Annotated in this window: 25 protein-coding genes and 1 pseudogene; 12 read left to right on the plus strand and 14 right to left on the minus strand. The window is 63.9% G+C overall.

Annotation, left to right across the window (positions count from 1 at the left end; translation table 11 throughout):
* Positions 1-157: 157 nt before the first annotated feature.
* Together purQ and ABID58_RS15565 are read left to right on the plus strand one after the other, a co-directional pair.
* A complete protein-coding gene (purQ, locus tag ABID58_RS15560; protein WP_354033267.1) occupies positions 158-859 on the plus strand; it encodes a phosphoribosylformylglycinamidine synthase subunit PurQ in 702 nt (233 codons plus the stop codon).
* Entirely contained in the window at positions 856-1,830 is a 975-nt protein-coding gene (locus tag ABID58_RS15565) for a tripartite tricarboxylate transporter substrate binding protein BugD (RefSeq protein ID WP_148751464.1), read from the plus strand. Before purQ ends, ABID58_RS15565 begins: the two co-directional genes overlap by 4 nt.
* 42 nt (positions 1,831-1,872) lie before the next feature.
* Here the strand turns inward: ABID58_RS15565 and ABID58_RS15570 are convergent, their stop codons facing one another.
* Positions 1,873-2,352 (minus strand): PaaI family thioesterase, encoded by a 480-nt coding sequence (locus tag ABID58_RS15570; RefSeq protein ID WP_354033268.1) that lies wholly within the window; start codon positions 2,350-2,352, stop codon positions 1,873-1,875.
* A gap of 184 nt (positions 2,353-2,536) precedes the next feature.
* Between ABID58_RS15570 and purL the strand changes: the two genes are divergently transcribed.
* Complete coding sequence (gene purL, locus ABID58_RS15575) at positions 2,537-4,747, plus strand: phosphoribosylformylglycinamidine synthase subunit PurL (RefSeq protein WP_354033269.1); 2,211 nt, start codon at positions 2,537-2,539, stop codon at positions 4,745-4,747.
* Positions 4,748-4,763: 16 nt separating this feature from the next.
* On the opposite strand, the gene ABID58_RS15580 is transcribed toward purL, so the two are convergent.
* Positions 4,764-5,954, minus strand: a complete 1,191-nt coding sequence (locus tag ABID58_RS15580) for an acyltransferase family protein (protein WP_354033270.1) — start codon at positions 5,952-5,954, stop codon at positions 4,764-4,766.
* Positions 5,955-6,138: 184 nt separating this feature from the next.
* Between ABID58_RS15580 and ABID58_RS15585 the strand changes: the two genes are divergently transcribed.
* Positions 6,139-6,312 carry a DUF1328 domain-containing protein gene (locus ABID58_RS15585; RefSeq protein WP_027548646.1) on the plus strand — a complete coding sequence of 58 codons (174 nt, stop codon included), beginning with the start codon at positions 6,139-6,141 and terminating at the stop codon, positions 6,310-6,312.
* A 127-nt stretch (positions 6,313-6,439) separates the two neighbouring features.
* Here ABID58_RS15585 and ABID58_RS15590 read toward each other — a convergent pair whose 3' ends face one another.
* Positions 6,440-6,799, minus strand: a complete 360-nt coding sequence (locus ABID58_RS15590; protein WP_148751468.1) for a DUF427 domain-containing protein — start codon at positions 6,797-6,799, stop codon at positions 6,440-6,442.
* 210 nt (positions 6,800-7,009) lie between these two features.
* Here ABID58_RS15590 and ABID58_RS15595 point away from each other — a divergent pair, with 210 nt between their 5' ends.
* Both ABID58_RS15595 and ABID58_RS15600 read left to right on the plus strand, forming a co-directional pair.
* A complete protein-coding gene (locus tag ABID58_RS15595) occupies positions 7,010-7,246 on the plus strand; it encodes a BolA/IbaG family iron-sulfur metabolism protein (RefSeq protein ID WP_148751469.1) in 237 nt (78 codons plus the stop codon).
* A gap of 39 nt (positions 7,247-7,285) precedes the next feature.
* Complete coding sequence (locus ABID58_RS15600) at positions 7,286-8,479, plus strand: low temperature requirement protein A (protein WP_354033389.1); 1,194 nt, start codon at positions 7,286-7,288, stop codon at positions 8,477-8,479.
* 28 nt (positions 8,480-8,507) lie between these two features.
* Here ABID58_RS15600 and egtD read toward each other — a convergent pair whose 3' ends face one another.
* Both egtD and egtB read right to left on the minus strand, forming a co-directional pair.
* Positions 8,508-9,479, minus strand: a complete 972-nt coding sequence (egtD, locus tag ABID58_RS15605; RefSeq protein ID WP_354033271.1) for an L-histidine N(alpha)-methyltransferase — start codon at positions 9,477-9,479, stop codon at positions 8,508-8,510.
* A 60-nt stretch (positions 9,480-9,539) separates the two neighbouring features.
* On the minus strand, positions 9,540-10,838 hold the full coding sequence (gene egtB / locus ABID58_RS15610) for an ergothioneine biosynthesis protein EgtB (protein WP_354033272.1): 1,299 nt from the start codon (positions 10,836-10,838) through the stop codon (positions 9,540-9,542).
* A 239-nt stretch (positions 10,839-11,077) separates the two neighbouring features.
* Here egtB and grxD point away from each other — a divergent pair, with 239 nt between their 5' ends.
* From grxD to ABID58_RS15630, 4 genes are read left to right on the plus strand one after another with little or no spacing between them, the layout of a single operon-like run.
* Entirely contained in the window at positions 11,078-11,404 is a 327-nt protein-coding gene (gene grxD, locus ABID58_RS15615) for a Grx4 family monothiol glutaredoxin (protein WP_148751473.1), read from the plus strand.
* 3 nt (positions 11,405-11,407) lie between these two features.
* The gene (locus tag ABID58_RS15620) at positions 11,408-11,959 is read left to right on the plus strand and encodes an O-acetyl-ADP-ribose deacetylase (RefSeq protein ID WP_354033273.1); all 552 of its coding nucleotides are present in this window, start codon (positions 11,408-11,410) and stop codon (positions 11,957-11,959) included.
* Positions 11,960-12,005: 46 nt separating this feature from the next.
* Positions 12,006-13,292 carry a serine hydrolase domain-containing protein gene (locus ABID58_RS15625; protein WP_187434866.1) on the plus strand — a complete coding sequence of 429 codons (1,287 nt, stop codon included), beginning with the start codon at positions 12,006-12,008 and terminating at the stop codon, positions 13,290-13,292.
* Between the two features lies 1 nt (position 13,293).
* Positions 13,294-14,556 (plus strand): serine hydrolase domain-containing protein, encoded by a 1,263-nt coding sequence (locus ABID58_RS15630; RefSeq protein WP_354033274.1) that lies wholly within the window; start codon positions 13,294-13,296, stop codon positions 14,554-14,556.
* Positions 14,557-14,560: 4 nt separating this feature from the next.
* On the opposite strand, the gene ABID58_RS15635 is transcribed toward ABID58_RS15630, so the two are convergent.
* From ABID58_RS15635 to murI, 7 genes and pseudogenes are all read right to left on the minus strand, one after another.
* The gene (locus ABID58_RS15635) at positions 14,561-15,628 is read right to left on the minus strand and encodes a threonine aldolase family protein (protein ID WP_354033390.1); all 1,068 of its coding nucleotides are present in this window, start codon (positions 15,626-15,628) and stop codon (positions 14,561-14,563) included.
* Positions 15,629-15,661: 33 nt separating this feature from the next.
* Positions 15,662-15,877: a hypothetical protein gene (locus ABID58_RS15640; protein WP_148751476.1), complete on the minus strand. Its 216-nt coding sequence runs from the start codon at positions 15,875-15,877 to the stop codon at positions 15,662-15,664.
* Between the two features lie 69 nt (positions 15,878-15,946).
* Positions 15,947-16,564 (minus strand): 30S ribosomal protein S4, encoded by a 618-nt coding sequence (gene rpsD / locus ABID58_RS15645; protein WP_148751477.1) that lies wholly within the window; start codon positions 16,562-16,564, stop codon positions 15,947-15,949.
* A gap of 198 nt (positions 16,565-16,762) precedes the next feature.
* Positions 16,763-17,530: an acyltransferase gene (locus ABID58_RS15650; protein WP_354033275.1), complete on the minus strand. Its 768-nt coding sequence runs from the start codon at positions 17,528-17,530 to the stop codon at positions 16,763-16,765.
* Between the two features lie 117 nt (positions 17,531-17,647).
* Positions 17,648-17,722: pseudogene (locus ABID58_RS15655) on the minus strand (cupin domain-containing protein); the annotation flags it as partial.
* A gap of 59 nt (positions 17,723-17,781) precedes the next feature.
* Positions 17,782-18,555, minus strand: coding sequence for an HpcH/HpaI aldolase family protein (locus ABID58_RS15660; protein WP_354033276.1), 774 nt, complete (start codon positions 18,553-18,555; stop codon positions 17,782-17,784).
* A gap of 59 nt (positions 18,556-18,614) precedes the next feature.
* A complete protein-coding gene (gene murI, locus ABID58_RS15665; protein WP_354033277.1) occupies positions 18,615-19,412 on the minus strand; it encodes a glutamate racemase in 798 nt (265 codons plus the stop codon).
* Positions 19,413-19,583: 171 nt separating this feature from the next.
* On the opposite strand from murI, the gene ABID58_RS15670 reads away from it, so the two are divergent.
* Together ABID58_RS15670 and ABID58_RS15675 are read left to right on the plus strand one after the other, a co-directional pair.
* Positions 19,584-20,135: a cytochrome b gene (locus ABID58_RS15670; RefSeq protein WP_354033278.1), complete on the plus strand. Its 552-nt coding sequence runs from the start codon at positions 19,584-19,586 to the stop codon at positions 20,133-20,135.
* Positions 20,136-20,303: 168 nt separating this feature from the next.
* Complete coding sequence (locus ABID58_RS15675; protein ID WP_354033279.1) at positions 20,304-20,945, plus strand: glutathione S-transferase family protein; 642 nt, start codon at positions 20,304-20,306, stop codon at positions 20,943-20,945.
* A 7-nt stretch (positions 20,946-20,952) separates the two neighbouring features.
* Here the strand turns inward: ABID58_RS15675 and ABID58_RS15680 are convergent, their stop codons facing one another.
* The gene (locus tag ABID58_RS15680; RefSeq protein WP_187434868.1) at positions 20,953-21,759 is read right to left on the minus strand and encodes a Crp/Fnr family transcriptional regulator; all 807 of its coding nucleotides are present in this window, start codon (positions 21,757-21,759) and stop codon (positions 20,953-20,955) included.
* 270 nt (positions 21,760-22,029) lie between these two features.
* Complete coding sequence (locus tag ABID58_RS15685; protein WP_354033280.1) at positions 22,030-23,124, minus strand: SecDF P1 head subdomain-containing protein; 1,095 nt, start codon at positions 23,122-23,124, stop codon at positions 22,030-22,032.
* Positions 23,125-23,182 lie beyond the last annotated feature (58 nt).

The raw sequence follows: 23,182 nt of genomic DNA on the forward strand, positions 1-23,182 counted from the left end.
CCGGGCAAAATACTTGGGCAGACGCGCCGTGGTCATGGCCTGTGCACAAGGCCGTCCGGCGAGGCTAGCACTGGTAAAATCCCCGTCAAATGGCTATGTCTCTTCACGATTTGGCCCGCGGGCCAACCCGATTCCCACCCTCGTTGGAACCTGAATCATGAAAGCCGCCATCCTCGTCTTTCCCGGAATCAACCGCGAGCGCGACATGGCGCGCGCGCTGAGGCTGATCTCGGGCCACGAGCCTGCGATGGTGTGGCACGCCGAGACGTCGCTGCCTGATGGCACCGATCTCGTGGTGGTTCCCGGCGGCTTCTCCTACGGCGATTATCTGCGCTGTGGTGCGATTGCGGCACGGGCGCCGGTGATGGATGCGGTGCGCGACTATGCGGCCAAGGGCGGGCTCGTGCTCGGCGTCTGCAACGGTTTCCAGATCCTCTGCGAATCCGGCCTGCTGCCGGGCGTGCTGATGCGCAATGCTCGGCTGAAATTCATCTGCAAGGACGTGCATCTGCGCGTCGAGCGCTCTGATACGCCGTTCACCCGCGGCTACAATGCCGGCCAGGTGATCCGCGTGCCGGTCGCGCACGGCGAGGGCAATTACGAGGCGGACGAAGAAACCGTCAAGCGCATCGAGGGCGAGGGGCGGGTGCTCTATCGCTACTGCTCGGCCGACGGTGCGGTCGACGAGAACCACAACATCAACGGCGCGGCGCATTCCATCGCCGGCCTCGTCAACGACAAGGGCAACGTGCTCGGCATGATGCCGCACCCGGAAAACCACGTCGAAGACATCATGGGCTGCACCGATGGCCGCGGCCTGTTCGCAGGTCTCACCGCGCATCTGGAAAAGGCCGCGTGATTTCCTTCGTGGTGAAGCGTGCACTCGCCGCGTTCGCGGTGCTCTTGTTCGCGACGGCTGCGTTCGCGCAGGATTTTCCAAAACATCCGATCACCATGATCGTGCCGTTCGCGGCCGGCGGCACCTCGGACGTGATCGCGCGCACGGTGGCCGAACAGATGGGCGTGGCGCTCGGCCAGTCCATCGTGATCGAGAACGTTGCGGGGGCCGGCGGCTCGACCGCGCTGGCACGCGCTTCGCGTGCCGAGCCTGATGGTTACACCATCGCGATCGGCAATGCCGGCACCAATGCCGCGACCTACACGATCTATCCCAAGCTGCCGTTCACGCCGGAGTCTTTTGCGCCGATCGGCATGGTGGCCAAGACCTTCGGCATCATCGCGCTACGCAAGGATTTTCCGGCGAAAGATCTGAAGGAGTTCATCGCCTACGCCAAGGCCAACCCGGGCAAGATCAATCTCGGCCATGCCGGCGTCGGCTCGTCGAACTACCTCATCTGCAAGAGTTTCGTGACGGCCGCCGGGATCGACGCGACGCTGGTCGGCTATCGCGGCGCGTCGCCCGCGCTGACCGATGCGATCGGCAGCCAGATCGACGGCGTCTGTGACGCAGCGGCCTCGGTCTCGCAGTCGATCAACGAAAAGCTGGTGAAAGGGCTCGTGGTCGGCTCGACGGTACGGCTCGCGACGCTGCCCGATCTGCCGACATCAGCCGAAGCCGGCCTGCCCGAATTCGAGGCGCAGGGCTGGAACGGCCTGTTCGCGCCCAAGGGCACGCCGCCGACCATCATCGCCAGGCTGAACGCGGCTGCGCGCGCGGCCGTGGAAACCGACGCGGTGAAGAAGCGTTTTGCCGAGCTGTCGACCGTCGCGCCCGATCCCGACGAGCACACGCCCGAGGTGCTGCAAAAGCTCGTGACGCGCGACGTGGAGAAATACCGGAAGATGCTGGCCGACGAGGGCAAGCAGTAGAGGTTCGCGCTAGCTAGCGGTGCGAAAATGAAAAGTGCGGCGCTATGCGCTTGCCTGCAGTGCCGGCTTCCGCTTCACGCGTTTGATCGTGCCGGAGAACGTGAACAGCGGCCGGTCGGCTGAGCTCAGCTTGCCGCGCAGGAAGATCAGGGAGCCGCCGGCCCGGGACACTTCGCCTGTGCATTCGACCAGCTCGCCCTCGCGCGCCGCGTCGAGGAAATCGCAGGCGAAATTGGTGGTCACGGCCGGGCCATTCAGCTCGTGGGTGGCGATTGCGAACAGGCAATAGTCCGCGAAGGCCATGAAGCAGCCGCCGTGGACATTTCCGGAGCCGTTGAGGTGCTTTTTCTCGACCCGGAAGGCGCAGCGAATGCTGCCGTCGTCCTCGATCTTGTGCCAGAACGGGCCGATATGGCTCTCAAAACTATCGCGAATCCAGGTCCGCCACCCACTGAACTCGCCCTCGGTGGCGACGTGCAGATCGGGACGGCGGGTAGAGGGGACTTTGGTCAATTCGTGCAAGGAAATGGGCCTTCAATTGCGGGTCTTTAGCCCTTAAATCCGATCCGTCAGCGCCTTGCAATTCCCGTTCCCGCCGACCCTCCTTGCAAAACGTGGGACAGCGGGAAAATGCGTCATAAAGGGCTTTTCGTGAGGCCCCGATGTTCCTAAGAACGGCCAAACGCCCGCCGAAAGCCCAAAATCCATGAAGAACGAACCCAAGATCACCCCCGAACTGGTTGCCGCCCACGGGCTCAAGCCCGACGAGTATGAGCGCATCCTGAAGCTGATCGGGCGGGAGCCGACCTTCACCGAGCTCGGCATTTTCTCGGCAATGTGGAACGAGCACTGCTCGTACAAATCCTCGCGCATCCATCTGAAGGGCCTGCCGACCAAGGCGCCCTGGGTGATCCAGGGGCCCGGCGAGAACGCCGGCGTGATCGACATCGGCGATGGCCAGGCCGTGGTCTTCAAGATGGAGAGCCACAACCACCCGAGCTACATCGAGCCCTATCAAGGCGCGACCACCGGCGTCGGCGGCATTTTGCGCGACGTCTTCACCATGGGCGCGCGCCCGATCGCCTGCCTCAACGCGCTAAGCTTCGGCGCGCCCGAGCACGCCAAGACCCGGCATCTCGTGTCCGGCGTCGTTGCCGGTGTCGGCGGCTACGGCAATTCCTTCGGCGTGCCGACGGTCGGCGGCCAGGTGCGCTTCCACACCCGCTATGATGGCAACATCCTCGTCAACGCGATGGCGGTCGGTCTCGCCGATGCCGACAAGATCTTCTATGCGGCCGCCTCCGGCGTGAACATGCCGATCGTGTATCTCGGCTCCAAAACGGGCCGCGACGGCATCCACGGCGCCTCGATGGCGTCGGCCGAGTTCGACGACAAGTCCGAGGAGAAGCGCCCGACCGTGCAGGTCGGCGATCCCTTCGCCGAGAAACTTCTGCTCGAGGCCTGCCTCGAGATCATGGAGAAGGGCTGCGTCATCGCGATCCAGGACATGGGCGCGGCGGGCCTGACCTGCTCGGCGGTCGAGATGGGCGCCAAGGGCGACCTCGGCGTCGACCTCGATCTCGATGCGGTGCCGACCCGGGAGACCGGCATGAGCGCCTACGAGATGATGCTCTCGGAAAGCCAGGAGCGCATGCTCATGGTGCTCAAGCCCGAGAAGGAACAGGAAGCCGAGGCGATCTTCAGGAAATGGGGCCTCGACTTTGCCGTCGTCGGCTACACCACGCCGAGCAAGCGCTTCGTGGTCAAGCATGGCGGCGACGTCATGGCCGATCTGCCGATCAAGGAGCTCGGCGACGAGGCGCCGCTCTACGACCGTCCGCATGTTGCCTCCACCGCGCTGCCGATCGTGCATGCCCGCGAAGTGCCGGCGCCGATGGCGCTCGGTGCGGCGCTGGAGAAGCTGATCGGCACGCCCGACATGTGCAGCAAGCGCTGGGTCTGGGAGCAGTACGACCACGTCATCCTCGGTAACACCATGCAGCGCCCCGGCGGCGACGCCGCGGTCGTGCGCGTGCAGGACGGGCCGAAGGGCCTGGCGCTTACCGTCGACGTCACGCCGCGCTATTGCGAAGCCGATCCTTACCAGGGCGGCATGCAGGCGGTGGCGGAGGCCTGGCGCAACATCACGGCCGTCGGCGGCAAGCCGCTCGCGATCACCGACAATCTCAATTTCGGCAATCCCGAGCGCCCTGAGATCATGGGCCAGCTCGTCGGTTGCCTGAAGGGCATCTCGGAAGCCTGCCGCACGCTCGACTTCCCGGTCGTCTCCGGCAACGTCTCGCTCTACAACGAGACCAACGGCCGCGCGATCCTGCCGACGCCCTCGATCGGCGGCGTCGGCCTGCTCGACGATTTCACCAAGTCTTCGTCGCTCGCCTTCAAGGCGGAGGGCGAGGCGATCCTCCTGATCGGCGACACCCATGGCTGGCTCGGCCAGTCCGTTTATCTGCGCGACATCTGCGGTCGCGAGGAGGGCGCGCCGCCGCCGGTCGACCTTGCTGCCGAGAAGCGCAACGGCGACTGCGTGCGCGGCATGATTCATGCGGGCACTGCAACCGCCGTGCACGATCTTTCCGACGGTGGCCTGCTGATCGCGCTCGCCGAAATGGCGATGGCGGGTGGCATCGGCGCGAAGCTGCTGGCAGCACCGGTGGCGCTCGTGCCGCAGGCCTACTGGTTCGGCGAGGACCAGGCGCGCTATCTCGTCACCGTGCCGGAAACCGAAGCCGGCCGCGTACTCGCCAAGATGCGCGGCTGTGAGGTGCCCTGCGTGCGGATCGGCACCACAGGTGGCGATGCGATAGCGATCGCGGGCGAGGCGCCGGTTGCGATCGACACGCTGCGGACGTCGCACGAGCGCTGGTTGCCGGATTATATGGCCGGGAAGGCGGCGTAAGCCGCCCTCCCCAAACTCACAGCACCTTCGTTGCCCCGGGGATTTGGCGCAAGGCGCGCGTCAGCGCCCAACTGAACGCGACCGTCAGCACGAATCCCATCGTCGCCTTGACGATCGCTGGCAGGTCATAGTCGAACAGCCAGTATTGCAGCCAAAGCGCGATCGGGTAGTGCACCAAAAATATGCCAAAGGCGTCCGCCTGCATCGGATCGAGTAGTCTGGCCGAACCCGATTGTTTGAACCTCTGGAAGAAGGCCAGGATGAGAAACATGATGGCCACGCTGAAGACAGCGAAGCAGATAGCATAGAGCCCCTCATACCAGTTCGGCAGCGGTGACGGATTTCCCAGTATTTCGCGCTTGATGAAGATCAGTACCCAGAGCAGGCAATACGGAACGATCGCCAAGACCATCCAGTCCCAACTGACCTTCGCCATCCGGCCGTCAGCCGCGAGCAGTCCGCGGTCCATATTCGCGACGCCGATGCCGGCACCGAAAAAGAAGTAGCTCGCATAGAGCATCACGCGCCCGTGCTGCACCGAGAAGGGCCCGAACTCGAACCAGCTGCTTGGCCCAAAATACATCAGCCCGGGAACATAGAACGCTGCGGTGACGGCAAGCATGACCGCGAAGAACACCGCCGGCCGGCGGCGGCCGTGCAGCGACAGGCGATTGATCGGATCGAGCAGGTTGGGTGACAGTCGATGCAGGATGCAGGCAACCACGTCGAAGGCGAACAGGACCCAGAGGAACCAGATCGGCCCGCTCGGCCACGGGCCCTTCGTGACCATATTCCACCAGTACTCCGAGAAGCCGATCTCGGGATTGTGCCGGAGCGAGATCGCGTAGTAGGCGAGCGGAATGATCGTGAATGCGCAAATCACGAACGGCAGCCCAAGCCGCAGCAGGCGATCTGCCAAATAGCTCGGCGCCCCCTTGCGGGCGATGCCTGACCACGCAAACAAGCCCGACAGAAAAAAGAACATCGCCATGAAGAAGCTATCGGTAGCGAGCACGATCATGTCGAAGCCGAAGAAGGACTTCGGGTCGGTATGACCGAAATAGGTATAGGGGATGACAGCGTGATGCAGCAGCACCACCAGCGTCAGGAAGGTGCGGGCGCGGTCGAGCGACAGATTGCGCGTCTTGCTTTTTGGCGCAGCATGCGCTTCGGCGCCAATCGTCGCTGACTGTGAGATCGTGCTCATGGTTGCCCCGGTTGTGCCTCTGTCCCTACACGACTCTGCCGCCGGGAACCCGATTCAGCAAGGGCAGTTTGTGCCGCGACGACCTTCCGTCGTGCGTCTAGGAACCAGCTCCGCGCAACGCGGTTAGCGTTTCCGAAACCGGCGAAGGCCGCCGATTGCAGTGGCCACTGTCGCGGAGCTGGCGATGACGATCTTGAAATGGGCGCTGATCTTCCTGCTGATCTCGATCGTGGCAGGTGTGCTCGGCTTCACCGGCATCTCGGCCGCCTCCGCCGACATCGCCCGCTTCCTGTTCTATGTCTTCGTCGTGATCTTCCTGGTGCTGCTGATACTCGGGCTCACGATCTTCAGGGCGTAGCGGCGCTGCTCCCACACGCCCAGTCGTCGTGCCCGGGCTTGTCCCGGGCATCCACGTCTTCGTTCTGACTGCCAAGAACCTGGATGGCCGGGACAAGCCCGGCCATGACGACGGCACAGAACGTGGACTACCCCACTTCCTCGATCTTCACCTTGTCCGGATAGAAGGCGAGATGGCCAGTGATCTCGGTCATCGCGGGGAAGGGCGTCTCATAGGTCCAGATGGCGTTGTCGAGCGTCTTGCCGTCGGCCTTGATGCTGTAATAGCTGGCGTCCCCCTTGTAGGGGCAGTGGGTGGTGCGCTCGGTGCGCTCCAGCAGCGCCATGTTGGCATCCTCGCGCGGCACATATTGCACCGCCGGATATTTGGCCTCTTTCAGCGTCAGCGCCTTGGCGCTCTCGGCAATCACGACATCACCCGCCGTGACGCGGACGCGCCGGGGGTTTTGGGTGATGGTGATGGGGTGGTCGGGGCCTGGAAGCTTCATGATTTCACGCCTTTTCGATCAATCTGCCACGCGCGGCACTTTGTCGTGCCTTTATCCTGATAGGATCAGGGATATAGTGCCTGAAGGCGTGACGTAGAAGGCCGTTCACGCTAAGTTTGGCCCTGCCGGCAAGTTTGGCTTTGCAGGGCCGGACCCCGGCAAGGCGATTCGACGCCGAGGCTGTAAGCCGACACAAGGAGCAAGACCCGAATGCCCATGGACGCCCACGATATCGAGGCGATGATCAAGGCCGCAATCCCCGATGCCGAGGTGACCATCCGTGACCTCGCCGGCGATGGCGACCATTATGCCGCGACCGTGATCTCGGAATCCTTCCGCGGCAAATCCCGCGTCCAGCAGCACCAGATCGTCTATCGGTCCCTGCAGGGTCAGATGGGCGGCGTGCTGCATGCGCTGGCGCTGCAAACCGGCGTACCAAGTACTTGAATAATTTGGACCTGACCTGATCGCGCGACGGGGACGATGATGGCCGCCGACAACCCGCGCGGCGCGATGTTTCGCGTGGTCGTGCCGAACCAGCCGAGCCGCGTCACCAATGCCGAGCTGTTCTTCGACCTCGTCTTCGTCTTCGCCGTCACCCAGATCTCGCACACGCTGCTGCACCACTTCACGCCGCTCGGGGCGGTCGAGGTCACGCTGCTGTTCCTGGCGGTGTGGTGGGTGTGGGTCTACACCGCCTGGGTCACCAACTGGCTCAACCCCGAGCTGACGCCGGTCCGCATCCTGATCTTTCTGATGATGCTGGGCGGCCTCGTGCTGTCGACGACCATCCCGGGCGCGTTCGAGGGGCGCGGGCTGTGGTTTGCGCTCGCCTATGCGGTCATGCAGGTTGGACGCACTGCCTTCTGGCTGTTTGCGACCCCGCGCCATCGCACCGCGGTGCGGCACAATGCGATCCGCATCCTGGTCTGGCTCTCCTGCTCCGCGGTGTTCTGGATCCTCGGCGGTCTGGCCCATGGCGAGGAGAGGTTGTGGTTCTGGATCGTGGCGCTGACGATCGAATACGTCTCGCCCGCGGTGCGCTTCTGGGTGCCGAAGCTGGGCTTCTCGTCGGTCGAGGCCTGGGCGGTCGAGGGCAACCACATGGCCGAGCGCTGCGCCGGCTTCATCATTATCGCCCTCGGTGAAGCCGTCGTCGTCAACGGCGCGACCTTTGCCGAGCTGGACTGGACCGCAGACAACATCCTGGCCTTCCTCTCGTGCCTGGTCGGCAGCATCGCGATGTGGTGGGTGTATTTCCACAAGGGCGCCGAGGCCGGCTCCGAGCGGATCTCGAAGAGCGCCGAATCCGGCCGGCTGGCGCGGCTCGCCTATACCTATCTGCACATGCCGATCGTCGCCGGCATCATCCTGACCGCGGTTTCGGACGAGCTGGTGCTGAAGCACCCGACCGGACATTCCGACGTCCGCACCATCGTGAGCACGATCGGTGGTCCCTTGGTGTTTCTGGTCGGCACCATCCTGTTCAAGCACACGATCCGCGGCTTTCTCCAGCTCTCGCACGGCATCGGCATCATCCTGCTGATGGCGCTGTGGTGGTTCGCCGCCGATCTCTCGCCCTTATGGCTGTCGGTTGCGACCAGCGCGATCATGATCGTCGTCGCGGTGTGGGAGTCGGTGTCGCTGGGATCGAAGCCGGAGGAGGCCGAGGAGCATTGAGCGCCGGCCGCCGGTAGCTCCGGAACGTTTAATCCGCCGCCTCCAGCGCGTGCACCGAGAACATCTTCGCGGCATCCGTCCAGCTCTCGCGCACCCGCCAGCCGGCGCTCTGCGCCAGCGCGGCAAAACGCTCGAGGCTGTATTTGTAGCTGTTCTCGGTGTGAATGCTCTCGCCGGCCTTGAACGAGAAGCTGGTCCCGAGCAGGCGCACCGTCTGGCTCTTCCGGCTGATCAGGTGCATCTCGATGCGATGCCGCTCGTGATTGTAGATCGCGCCATGGCTGAAGGCGGAGAGGTCGAAATTGCCACCGAGCTCGCGGTTGATCCGCACCAGCACATTGAGGTTGAAACGCGCGGTGACGCCGGCCGCGTCGTTATAGGCGGCGTGGAGCACGCGCTCCTCTTTCTCCAGGTCGGCGCCGATGATCATCTGCGCGCCCTTCCCCAGGATCTGACGGGCACTCTTCAGGAAGGCCTGCCCCTCATGCGGTTCGAAATTGCCGATGGTCGAGCCGGGGAAGAAGCCGACCTTGGGCATGGACGCGACCGCCTTGGGCAGCTCGAACGGCGTGGTGAAGTCGGCGGCCACCGGATAGATGCTGAGCGAGGGGAAATCCCGCTTCAGCCCGTTGGCCTGTGCCTTCAGGAAATCGCCGGAGATATCGACGGGCACATAGGCCGCGAACCTGCAATGGTTGAGCAGCAGGCGGACTTTCGTGGTCGCGCCTGCTCCGAACTCGACCAGCGCGGCATGTTCGGGAATGATCTTAGCGATCTCGCTGCCGCGCTCCTTCAGGATCGCAAGCTCGGTGCGCGTCGGATAATATTCCGGCAGGCGCGTGATCGCCTCGAACAGCTCCGATCCGGTCGCGTCATAAAAATATTTCGGCGACAGTTTTTTCGGCTGCTGCGAGAGGTCCCCGATGGCCTCGCGGGCGAAGGCAGTCGTCTGCTCGTCGGGGAGATGGGCTTCGGCCAAAGCGCTGGCATGCACATTCATGATACTCTCCTGAACGCGCTGTCCGGCGCGCATTTGTCGTCGGATGAGACTTCAAAGACTTCAGACGTAATCGGCGAGCCGCAACCCCGTGAACTGCCAGCGGTGGTGCGGATAGAAGAAGTTGCGGTATGTGACACGGCTGTGACCGTCCGGCGTCGCGAGCGAGGAGCCGCGCAGCACCAGCTGGTTGACCATGAACTTGCCGTTGTACTCGCCGAGTGCGCCCTCAATGGCGCGGTAGCCGGGGTAGGGTGAATACGAAGAACGCGTCCACTGCCAGACGATGCCGAAGGCGTCGTTGAGCTGGCCGGCGCGCGCGGCAACCTCCCACTCCATCTCGGTCGGCAGGTGTTTTCCGGCCCAGCGCGCAAACGCATCGGCCTCGTAATAGCTGATGTGGCAGACCGGCGCGTCGGGATCGACCGGCGTGACGCCGGCGAGCGTCATCAGCTGCCATGCGCCGTCGACCTCGCGCCAATGGCCCGGAGCCTGCCAGTCTTCCTTGCTTGCCGCGGCGAAGCCGTCCATCAGCCACAGCGTTGCGGTCCGGTAGCCGCCGTCGCGCATGAAGGCGAGCCATTCGCCATTGGTGACGAGATTGCGGGCGATCTTGACCGGGCCGACGAGAGCGCGGTGCGCCGGCTTCTCGTTATCGAAATGGAAGCTGTCCTCGACATGGCCGACGGTGTGGATGCCTTCGTTGAGCGTCAGCCAATGGTCGCCGGTGCGCGTCGCGGCTGGAAAGCGCCAGTCCTTGTCATAGGACGGATAGACCGGATTCTGCGCGAAGGCGTGCAGGATGTCGGTGAACATCAATTCCTGATGCTGCTGCTCGTGGTTCAGCCCGACCTCGACCAGTGGCGCCAGAGCGCGGAGTTCGTCTTCGCCAGCTTCGCGGAAGAATTTGACGACCGCCGCATCGACATAACGGCGATAGGCGCCGACCTCGTCGGCACTGGGACGGGTGATGTCGCCGCGATGATTGCGGGCGTGACGGGGACCGGCGCTGACATAATAGGAATTGAACAGGAAGGCGAAGTCGGGGTGGAAGGGACGGTAGCCGGCGGCATGCTCGCCGAGCAAGAACTGCTCCCAGAACCAGGTGGTATGCGCCCGGTGCCATTTGATGGGGCTCGCGTCCGCCATGGACTGGATCTGCTGGTCCTCGGGCGAGAGCGGCGCGGCTCGGCGCTCCGTCTCGTTGCGGACGGCAAGAAACGCGGTCTCCAGCCCCTGCGCGAGGCCGTCCGGGGCGGCCGACCGTGACGAAAGCGGTGAGGTGGCCGTGGCGGAGGCTTGTTTCGTCACGTTTTTCTCCAGACAGGACAAGAGAACGTTGTTGGCGGGACCCGGTTCCAAAACCGAGGTTCGTCCTAGATAGGGGCTCTGTTACGGTATGAAAGTCCTCCCCGCTGATGATATTCGTGCCGTCATGCAATGGGGCCGGGGCCGTCAGGCCCGGCCCCGGGGGGCCGTTCGCCGCCATTTTACTTTGGATGCACAACGGTTTGGGCTACATATATAGCCAGGTATCGGGTTAGATCGGCTGAGCCGGCCCGGATTGATAGGTGAGGGCTCTGCCCCAGAAGGACACGGATATGAGCATCGCGGAATTCATCGACAACGAAGTGAAGTCGAACGACGTGGTTCTGTTCATGAAGGGTACGCCGCAATTTCCGCAGTGCGGTTTCTCCGGCCAGGTCGTCCAGATCCTCGACCATATCGGCGTCGGCTATAAGGGCCTCAACGTCCTCGAATCGGCCGAACTGCGCAACGGCATCAAGGACTACTCGAACTGGCCGACGATCCCGCAGCTCTACGTGAAGGGCGAGTTCGTCGGCGGTTGCGACATCGTCCGCGAGATGTTCCAGGCCGGCGAATTGCAGCAGCTCTTGTCCGAGAAGGGCGTTGCGGTCGCGGCCTGATCCGTGACGGTGCTGACGCGCCGGATCGGCGCCGTCCAGCTCGACATCATCGTGGCTGACATCACGACTCTCGGCGTTGACGCCATCGTCAACGCCGCCAACACGTCGCTCCTTGGCGGGGGCGGCGTGGACGGCGCGATCCATCGGGCGGCCGGACCCGAGCTCGTCGCCGAATGCCGCACGCTCCATGGCTGCAACACCGGCGATGCCAGGATCACCAAGGGATATCGGCTCAAGGCCGCGCATGTGATCCACACCGTCGGACCGGTCTGGACCGGCGGCACAAGCGGCGAGGACGATCTGCTCGCCTCCTGCTATCGCCGCGCGATGGAGCTGTGCGGAAAGCACAAGCTGACCTCGGTGGCGTTCCCCGCGATTTCGACCGGCATTTATCGTTTTCCAGCTGACCGGGCGGCCGAGATCGCTGTCCGCACGATTGTCGAAATGCTGCCCGGCGCGCCATCCGTTGGTCGGGTCGTGTTCTGCTGCTTCTCCGAGCCAAGCGCCAAACTCCATGCCGAGGCGCTCGCGCGACACGGCAGCCCTTGTGCCTGATGACGCCGTCAGTACACTCCGCCCGGCCATGTTCCGGGGAGGGGATATGATTTTACGTTTTGGGCTACGCGCGTTCGTTTGCGGCGCGCTCGTCTCGTTTGGCACGATGTCGCTCGCGCGCGCGGAGGGCACTTACGAGATTCCAGCCGGCGCGCATTTCAATCAGGACAAGCTCGCCAAGGTCACCGAGTTCTTCAAGAACGAGGTCGCGACCGGCAAGATTGCGGGTGCAACCGTGCTGATCAAGCAGCACGGCAAGCCGGTCTACCACGAAGCCTTCGGCGTGCAGGACGTGGTCAGCAAGGCGCCGATCACCGACAAGACGATCTTCCGACTGTTCTCGATGAGCAAGGCCATCACCGCGGTTGCCGCGATGAAAATGCTCGAGGACGGCAAGATCAAGCTCGACGATCCGGTCTCGAAATACATCCCGTCCTTCGCGAATGTGAAGGTCGGCGTCGAGAAGAAGGCCGAGGACGGCACCAAGTCGCTCGAGCTGGTGCCGCCGAACCGGCCGATGACGGTGAAGGATCTGATGACGCACACCTCAGGCGTCACCTACGGCTTTTATGGCGACAGCCTGGTCCGCAAGGCCTATCGAGACGCCAATATCTATGCCGGCGATTTCGACCTCGCTGAGTTCGCCGAGCGCATCGCAAAGCTGCCGCTGCATAACCAGCCGGGCGCGCTCTGGCAATACGGCCATTCCACCGACATTCTTGCGCGCGTGATGGAAGTCGCGGCGGGCAAGCCGCTGCTCGATATCGAGCGGGAGACGCTGCTCGGTCCGCTCGGCATGGTCGACACCGGCTTCCTCGTCACGGACCCCGAGAAGCAGAAGCTGCTGGCGCAGCCGGTGCTGAATGACAGCGATTTCCGGGTCGGCCGGATCAACGATCCGACGGTCGTCAAGAAGATCCAGTTCGCCAGCGGCGGCATGGTGACGACCATGGCGGACTATGAGCGCTTTGCGCAGATGCTGCTCAACGGCGGCAGCCTCGACGGCAAGACCATCCTCAAGCCCGAGACGTTCAAGCAGATGGTGAGCGATCAGGTCGGCCCGAATTCCGGCGTCGGTCGTGACTATTTCTACTTTCCCGGCGACGGTTTCGGCTTCGGACTCGGTCTTGCCGTCCGCACCGATCCCGGCAACGCAAAACCGCCGCCGCCCGGCGATCTCGGAGAATTGAAGTGGGACGGCGCCTCCGGTTGCTATTTCGTGATCGACCCCAAGCAGGACATGTTCTTTGTGCTGCTGGAACAGACCCCGACCGAGCGCCAGCGCATCCAACGGACATTGAAGCAACTCGTCTATGAATCCATGGAGAACTGACATGCACGGGCGCCGCGGGCTGATGGCGGCGCTCGTCGTTTTATTCGGCCTTGTCAGTGCGCAAGCGGGCTCCGAAGGCCGCGCGCACAAGCTCACGCCCGAGGGCCTCTCAAAAGTCTCTGACTACATCAGGAACGAGATCGCGACCGGCAAGTTTCCGGGCGCGATCCTGCTGCTCCAGCAGCACGGCAAGCCGGTCTATTACGAGAATTTCGGCGTCCGCGACGTCGCAACCGAGATCTCGATGAGCGCGGACACGATCTTCCGGCTCTATTCGATGTCGAAGCCGATCACCTCTGTCCTTGCGATGATGCTGGTCGAGGAGGGCAGGCTCGCGATCAACGATCCCGTCTCGAAATACATTCCGGCCTTTGCCGGCATGAAGGTCGGCGTCGAGAAGAAGGCCGAGGACGACAAGATCTCGCTGGAGCTGGAGCCGCTCAATCGTCCGGTGACGATCGAGGATTTGATGCGCCACACCGCCGGGATTCCATACGGCTATTATGGCGGGGGCCTGGTGAACAAGCTGTATGCCGATGCCGGTCTGTTCGCCAACAAGGATTCGACCAATGCCGAACTCGTCGCGAAGATCACCACACTGCCGCTCGCCGAACAGCCCGGCACGATCTGGGATTACGGCCACTCCACCGACGTGCTCGGCCGCATCATCGAGGTGATATCCAGGAAATCGCTGTTTCAGTTCGCGAGGGAACGGCTGCTTGATCCACTCGGAATGAAGGACACCGCGTTCTATGTTGCTGATCCCGCCAAGTGGCCGCGCATCGCCGAGCCGATGCCGGAGGATCGCGCGATCAGTCCGATGACGCAGGTCCGAGATATCAGGAAACCACTGAAATGGGAATCGGGCGGCGGCGGCCTCGTCGGCACCGTCGGCGACTATGCGCGCTTCTCGCAGATGCTGCTCAATGGCGGCAGCTATGAAGGCCGGCGCTATCTCAAGCCTGATACCATCGCCTTGATGGCGTCGGATCACGTCGGTCCCGAAACCCGCGTCGAACGCGACAGGAACTATTACCCGGGGGAGAGCTCCGGCTATGGTCTCGGCGTCGCCGTGCGCACCTCGGTGCCGCCGGGCACCGCGTGGCCGCTCGGCGAATATCGCTGGGATGGCGTCGGCGGCACCTTCTTCTTCATCGATCCCGAAGACGACCTGTTCGGGATTTTCATGGTGCAGACCCCGTCGCAGCGCGGCCGGATTCAGCTCGCGCTGAAGACGCTGATCTATCAGGCGATGGGGCGGTAGATTTTTACGCCTCGCGCACGATCTCTCTGACGTATCCGATCGTTTCCTCGATCTGGCTCGCATCGACGTCGAGATGGGTGCAGGCGCGGATGCGGCCGTCCATCATCGCGAGCGTCACGCCGCGCTGGCGCAGTGCGGCGAGCATCTTGTCGCCGGGCACGCCGGCGCCATCGGGCTTGAAGAACACGAGATTGGTTTCTGGCTCCTGAACCTCGACGCCCGATATCTGCGACAGGCCGCGGGCCAGAGCTCGTGCATTGGCGTGATCGTCGGCGAGGCGCTCGACGTGATGGTCGAGTGCGTAGATGCAGGCCGCAGCGCAGACGCCGGCCTGCCGCATCGAGCCGCCGAGGCGCTGCTTCCACTGCCACACCGCGTCGATGAAGGCGCGGGAGCCAGCGAGCACGCCACCGATCGGCGCGCCCAGGCCCTTGGAGAAATCGATCCAGGCCGAATCCCAACCCGCGGTCATGTCACGCGGCGAGATACCGCTCGCCACTGTCGCGTTGAGCAGGCGCGCACCGTCCATGTGGGTGACGAGGCCGTGTTGCCTGGCGATCGCGACGATCTCGTCGAGCGCGGCCTTCTTCCAGATCGTGCCGCCACCGATATTGGCGGTCTGCTCGACGCTGACGACCGTCTGGGTTGGCTGGTAGCGCGTGCGCGGATGCAGGGCCTTGCGGAACGTCTCCGGCGTGAACTGGCCGTCGGCGCCCTTGAGCTGCGTCACCTGGAAGCCGCCGATCGCGGCATGCGCGCCGCCTTCGCGGGCGATGATATGCGCGGTCTCGTGCGCGAGGATCTCGTCGCCGGGACGGCAATGCACCAGCGTGGCGGTGACGTTGCACATCGTGCCCGAGGGCATGTAGACGGCCGCCTCCTTGCCCATCAGCTCTGCCACGCGCTCGCACAGGGCATTCACGGTCGGGTCGTCGCCGACCTGCTCGTCGCCGACTTCCGCCCGCGCCATCGCCTCGCGCATCGCAGATGTCGGCCTGGTCTGCGTGTCCGAGAGCAGATTGATGCGCACCGGCGGCGCCTTGGGATCGATGGGGGGAGGGGTGTAGAGCATAGCGAGTCTCATTCTCTAATCGAACAACGATAGTCAGCCATGACCGCGCTGGGCAACGCGTTGCCGCGCGGTGGCGAGGATGTCGTCTGGAGTTTCTGAAGTGAAGTTGTTGCAGTTGGGCTGTGCGAACAGCTTTTGATATCGGCGGACCTGCTCGTCACGTGACAACGTGGCCCATACCTCGCGCTCCGCTTCGGTCGGAATTGCCGACGGTCCAATGTTGGCGAGTTGGTCAGTGATCTGAGACATTCAGATTGCCCATACCACAACAAAAAGGCCCCGGAAACCGGGGCCTTTGAGCGATGAATTGTTGGTCTATCAGCGCGAATAGAATTCGACGACCAGATGGGGCTCCATCTGCACCGGGAACGGCACGTCGGAAAGATGGGGGATGCGCACGTACTTTGCGGTCATCTTGCCGTGGTCGACTTCGAGATAGTCGGGGGTGTCGCGCTCAGGGAGCTGGCTCGCTTCGAGAACGTGGGCGAGCTGCTTGGAGGCTTCCTTGACCTCGATCACGTCGCCGACCTTGACCTGGTAGCTCGAGATGTTGACCTTGCGGCCGTTCACTCTGATGTGGCCGTGGTTGATGAACTGGCGCGCGGCGAAGATCGTCGAGACGAACTTGGCGCGGTAGACCACCGCGTCGAGACGACGCTCGAGCAGGCCGATCAGGTTCTCACCGGTGTCGCCCTTGAGGCGGCTCGCCTCGACATAGACGCCGTGGAACTGACGCTCGCTGATGTTGGCGTAGTAGCCCTTCAGCTTCTGCTTGGCGCGCAGCTGCACGCCGAAATCGGAGAGCTTGCCCTTGCGGCGCTGGCCGTGCTGGCCAGGGCCGTATTCCCTGCGGTTGACGGGGCTCTTTGGGCGGCCCCAGATGTTCTGGCCCATACGGCGATCGAGTTTGTACTTCGCCTCACTGCGCTTAGTCATCGCGTCCTCTTCAGGTACTTGGTTTGAGGAAACGCGCCCTCCTGGTTGACGGGCTAGCCCGGCACTGACAGGTCCGATCCCCAAAGCTTAAGGGAGAGGACCACGGGTCGCGAAACGCTTCGCGGGCCGAAATCGGCCCGCGAGCAGGGGGCTTTTAGGAGAGTTTGGGCCGCTTTGTCAATGCGAATGGCCCTGGAATCAGGTCCCGACAGCCCGGATTGGTTTGGAGCCAGCCGCCCGCAATTCGGCAGCGATTTCATTGTTCAGCACCTGTTCCAGCAGAGTCAGGACCCGGGCAATCGGGGCGGCGTCGGTGACCCGGTGATCCCAGCGGATCACGACATGGATGGTCTGGTCGGGCTCGACCAGGCCATAGCTGACGATGAACGGGCCGGGCGTCACAGGATGGAGCTCGCCGCCGCCATAGGCGGCTACCGAGCTCACCGCGAAACTGCCGAACCAATTGCCTCGCTGCCGGCCGAAATTTAAGCCCACCGCCCAGGACAGCCGCCGCAGCGGCAGCGGCAGGCGGGTCGCCCGCATGATCTTGCGGAACATCGGGACGTCGTCGATCGGCGCGGTCTTGGCGCGCCGGATCTCGGCGTCGACCGCGGCCAGTGCCATGGTCTCCGGGGCCGCGATCCGCTGCGGCATCACGCATTCCTCGCCGTTCTCGACCCGGGCGACGGCCACCAGCGCCACGCTCTTCGGCAGCTCGTAGAGCGATGGCCAGGGCCATTTGGCATAGACGGTGCGCAGCACCGGCTCGTCCTTGGCGACCAGGGCGAAGGCCTTGACGAACATCGCGGCCCAGCCGACCGGCGCCACCGCGCTTGCGCGGGCCTCCAGCAGGGGTCGAATATTGAGCGAGCGGGACAATGAGACGAACGGCACGCCCATCGAGGCGCGCATGAGGTCGATAATCAGGCGGCGCGGCAGCGAAATGTTCTTGGGTTGACCGCGCATCGTTCTCCGGTTCCCGCGGACTGACAGGGGATTGACTTGGGGGCGGCGAGGGGGGCGCCCGTTCGCCGCTTGCTCTAGCACGAACCAACCCGCTTTGGGCAGATCGGTTCGGCCCGATCAAGGCGCTGGCGAGGCCAGCGGCCTGGTCTTGTCGACGACGTAAACTCCAAGCACTTTCAATGATTTGCTGCCTTTGGCTGGGGTGTCATACACACGACACCTGGCCATCGATAGCGCGACCTTCGGCCTGTTCAGCGCTTGATCCCGTCGAACGCCGCCATGATGCCACGCTGGAACAGCGACCAGTCGAAGCCGAGCGCGATCGCGCGGTAGCCGCGGTCGACCAGGGCGTTGGCCTGGTCTGCGGTGCGCGCCACGCCGCCGATTGGCACGCCGCTTCTGAGGATGCCGGCTTCCGCGCGGGCGACCAGCTCGAGCAGCTCGGGATCGTCCATCTGTCCGCGCTTGTTGATGGAGGTCGCGAGGTCGCCGGGGCCGATGACGGCGACGTCGATGCCCGGCGTCGCCATGATCTCGTCGATGCGGTTGACGGCGTCGACATGCTCGATGGTGATCATGCAGAGCATTTCGTCGTCGGCTGACGCCATGTAGTCCGGCATCGTCTGGCCCCAGCGGAACGGCGCGTGGAACGGACCCCAGAGCCGGTCGCCGCGCGGCGGGTAGCGCACGCTGCGCACCGCCTTCTCCGCCTCGCTGCGGTTCGTGATCATCGGGAAATTGATGCCGAAGGCGCCGATGTCCATCGGCGCTTTCGCAAGCCACGGCTCGTTCGCCGCGATCCGCACCAGCGGCGTGCACGGCGTGCCCGTCGTCGCGGCAATCATCGCATGCGCTTCGGTCAATCCAATCGGGCCGTGCTCGAGATCGACGATGATCCAGTCGAGCGAGCGCGCCATGATCTGCACCGTCTGCACGCTCGGGATCGTTGCGATCGCGCCGAAGGCGGGGCGGCCTTCGCTCCACAATTGGCGGAGGCGATTGAGCGGCGTGGCGGGGACCGGCATGTGATGACCTTGCGCGATGACAACGGCGAAGCCTAGCAGCGCGCCGTGTCCGCGAAAAGTCAGACCAGAGCGCGGCCGCCGAAGAATGGCGTCAGGGTCGCCCCGAGCCCATGGGCGCGGTTCGACGTAAAGATCATCGCGGCGCCGGATTGCACGATGTCCCCACCTTGCGGGCCGAGCAGATCCGAAACGCGGCGGGCGATGGCAGGTGCAGGATCGATCCATTCGACCGGCCAGGGCGCCAGCCGCTCCAGCCGGTGGAGCAGCAGCGGATAATGCGTGCAGGCGAGGACAATTGTGTCGGTGCGTGCACCCGCGTCTGCCGCGTCGCCGACGAAGCAGGGGGTGAGCTCGGCGAGGATATCGCCGTCGCTGATCGCCTGCCCCCTGAGCTCGCGCTCGGCAAGCGAGGCCAACTCGGGCGAGCCGACCAGCGTCACCTCGCAGCCTAGCGCGAAATCGCGGATCAGCGCCTTGGTGTATTCGCGCTTCACGGTGCCCTTGGTGCCGAGCACCGAGACGCGGCGGGTCTTCGACCGGGCGCAGGCCGGCTTGATCGCCGGCACCGTGCCGACGAACGGTACGGAATAAGCGGCCCGCAGATGCGATAGGACCAGGGTGGAGGCGGTGTTGCAGGCGATGACGACGAGGTCAGGATCATGGGTGCCGATCAGCTCCCCCATCAGCGGCACCACGCGGGCGATGATCTCGTCCTCGCTGTGATGGCCATAGGGGAAGAAGGCGTCGTCGGCGACATAGACGTAATGTGCCTCGGGGCGCGCGGCCACGACCTCGCGCAGCACGGTGAGGCCGCCAAGGCCGGAATCGAATACCAGGATCGTCGGAGAATTGGTCACGTCACCACCCTAGCCCGTCATGGTTACCATTGGGTTTTTTGGGCGCTTTTGCGGCGGGGGGCGGCCGGCGCCCGGTTTGGAACGATTCAATTTCACCTTTGCCGCACGTTCCCGCTATTTGCAGCAGTGCTGCGCTGCGGTTGGGACATCCGCAAATTTTCGGGAATCGACATGATCAGAAACACGAGGACCGGCTGGGGGAGCGTTGCCCGGTGGTTTCACTGGGGCTTGGCGCTGGCGATCCTCGGCATGATCGGCTTCGGCTGGTGGATGAACCACATTCCGGCGCGCGCCGATAAGCTCTTCTATCGCTCGATCCATGCCGACATCGGCTATGTGATCCTGCTGCTCACGGTGCTGCGGATCGTCTGGCGCGCCCTCAACCCGACGCCGGCGCTGCCGGCCGAGACCTGGCGCTGGCAGAAGATCGCGGCCCGTGTCAGCCATGGCGCACTCTATCTCGTCGTCATCCTGGTCGCGATGCTGGGCTGGGCACACTCGGGCGCGCGCACGCCCAATTATTCGGACTTCTTCGGCCTGTTCAACGTGCCGCAATTCACCTCTCCGGACAAAGCGGCGGCGGGCGCCTATGAGGACCGCCACATCTTTTTTGCCTATGTGTTGCTGGCCCTGATCGCGATCCACGTGATCGCAGCCCTCTGGCACCACTTCGTCCGCCGCGACCGCGTCGTGGCGCGCATGGTGACCGACGAGGCGGGGTAGGGGACGGTCTCTCCATATCGTCATTGCGAGCGCAGCGAAGCAATCCAGAATCTTTTCCGCGGTGGCAGTCTGGATTGCTTCGCTGCGCTCGCAATGACGGAGTATGATGCAACGTCACGACAAACAGTTGCGGCGCAATCGCCGGAGTCATCTGCACAGGAAATGCCCATGCTCACCGTTCACCATCTCGGCAAATCGCAGTCCGAACGCATCGTCTGGCTCTGCGAGGAGCTCGAGATCTCCTATGAGCTGAAGCGCTATGCGCGCGATTCCGTCACCATGCTGGCGCCGCCCGACTACAAGGCGCTGCATCCGATCGGGGCGGCGCCCGTCATCGTCGACGGTGATCTCGTGCTCGCCGAATCCGGCGCCATCGTCGACTACATCATGGTCAAATACGGCAAGGGCCGCCTCGTGCTTGGCCCGGACACGCCCGACTTCGCGCAATTCCTGTACTGGTTTCACTTCGCCAATGGCACGCTGCAAGCCGGCATGGGCCGCCTGATGCTGCTGAACCGGCTCAAGCTCGCAGAGGACAATCCGATGCTGGTCGCGACCAAGGCGCGGGTCGATCGCGCATTCGACCTGGTCGATACGCGCGTGTGCGATGCGGAATATCTGGCGGGCAGCAGCTTCACCACGGCCGACATCATGATGGGTTTCTCGCTCACCACGATGCGCTATTTCCAGCCCTACGATCTCGCGCGCTGCCCGAACCTGGTCAAATATCTCGGCCGCATCGGCGCGCGTCCGGTGTACCGGCGCGCGATGGAGAAGGGCGATCCCGGCATGGCGCTGCTGCTGAGCTGAGCGGTGATCAGGCGATCCTGTTCGTGGTCGCCGCCTGTGCTGCGGCCAGCTGCTTCTGCAGGCGATCGATGTTTTGCAGCAGACGCTGGCTGGTCAGCACCAGGAAGTAGTAGCCGAATTGCGGATCCTGAAAGTAGATCTCGAGCAGGCGGTCATAGGTGATCGTCAGCACCTGGCCGTCTTCGGTGCATTCGATCGTTCCGGTGCGCCGGTTGTCCGGCGTGAGGAAGCCGAGCTCACCCATCAGCGCGCCGGGCCCGATCTCGACGTTGATCTCCTTGACCAGGAACTTGCCGGTGACCGTGAGGAGCATCTCCTTGGCCGGATCGCCCAGCTTGAAGAGCGTGTCGCCGTGGCGATATTTGCGCTCGGTCATGAACGGCTTGAGCCACTCGATCGACATGTCGCCTTCGGCCGCATGGCGCGCCTTCTTGACCAGCTTGAGCATCTGCCGCAGGCGCAAGGCGTTGATCGGAAGCAGCAGCAGATACAGCAGGAACGTCGAGACATTGGCCGAGAGCGCGCCGAAGATGGCGAAGAAGGCGCAGCCGACCATGTTGGCGACGCGGAGCGGCACCATCGTCCGCATCAGCAGGGTGGCGACGAAGAAGCCGGCGCCGACTGCGGCGAACATGTTGGCCAGCGTGATGTTGTGGACGAAGATCTCGAGCAGCCGGTTGAAGATTGCGTCGTAGGTGACGTTGTTGGGATCGAGGCCCATCTGGACCAGGATCTTCGCGATCCTCAGATTGTCCGTGGCCGCGTCGAGAATGCGGTCGAGGATCGAGGAAATGTCTGCACTGCCGGACGGCATGGTACTATCCCTGCGTAAGGCTTTCTGTCCTGCTTGGTATTCGTATAGCCGAAATCGAATGACGACGGATTGAATGAAGCCTTCGGCCGTCATGCTGCAAGAGGCAAATTTTAGCCTGAACGGGCATTTCGGCAATTGCCCGTTGGTTGCGCGTATGACCTCGGTGCGGCCTGTGATTCGGGGCCACCGGGGCGCGGGCTTGGGGTGTCGTGAACGGACTTTGGACGGACTTGGGCGCCCTGGCGGCGGGGGCGCGGGGCTATCTCCGCCTCAGGGCTTGGCGGTCGGCTGGATGACCTGCTGCTCGACGAGCGTGAGGTGCCCGGGCAGCGCGCCGGCGCGGAGCAGCATGGCGACGCTGTTGGCCTCCTCGAGGGTGAAATTACCGGAGATCTGGACCGAGCCGCCGGTGATGGGCTCGCGGATCACGGGGGCGGAGATCACCTTGTCGTCGAGCACGATGGCGAAGGATCTGCCGACGTCCTCTTCCGTTACGTGGGCGAGGCGCCGCGTGCCGCGTCCGTTGAAGCGGAACGAGGCGACCGGGTCCTTGGTGCCGGCTGCAAAGCCGGGCGCCGCATAGTTGATGTCCTCGCCGTCGAGCACACTGTCCTTGGCGACCAGATAGGGCTGCTTGTCCTTGAAGCCGAGCAGGACTTCCGAGCCTTCGGGCGGCGTGCCGGATTGCGCCTGCTCCGGTGACATCGAGGCATCGATCAGGCGGAAGCTGACCTTGACCTTCCGGGCGAAGATCGCGGTGACGTGCTCGGGTTCGGTCACGCCAGGCAGAAAGATGCGGATGCGGTCGGCCCCGTCAGGGGCGACACTGGCAAGCTTGACGCCGGAATCCTTGAGGCGCTGCTCGATCATGGCGATGGACTCTTCGACGAGTTCATTCAGCCGTGCAACGGATACGGCATCGGTCGGCGCGAGCCTGACCGCTCCGTTGCCGCCATCGGTCACGGCGAGCGCATGCGAGGGCAGTCCGTCCGCGGCTGCGGCGAGCTTGCGCGCGAGCTGATCGCGGCCTTTGGCGTCCGCGATCTTGACGTCGACGCCGCCGTCGCGGATCGCAAGATTGGAGAAGGCGATATGGCCGTCGTGCAGGTTCTTGTAGACGTCGTCGCGCAGATCCGTGACGACGCTCTCGCGCAGGGCGAAGCTGTCCACCCTGTAGATGATGCGCGACCCGCCCTGCTTTTCCATCTTGTCGCCGACGAAGGCCACGATCCTGGCGCGCATCTTGTCGAACTGGTCATCGGCGAGCGCGGCGCGAGGCAGGGCGATCGCCGCTGCGATGATCGCCGACGTCATGGCGAGTGCGACGATCGGCCGTGCGGCGCGGCCCCGCGGTGGCGTGGTCATGATCACCTCAAGTCTTGCGGCAGGACGCTGGCAGGCGAATCCGACCCATGTTCTTGGT

Source organism: Bradyrhizobium sp. S3.2.6 (assembly GCF_040546885.1).
Taxonomy (GTDB): domain Bacteria; phylum Pseudomonadota; class Alphaproteobacteria; order Rhizobiales; family Xanthobacteraceae; genus Bradyrhizobium; species Bradyrhizobium cytisi.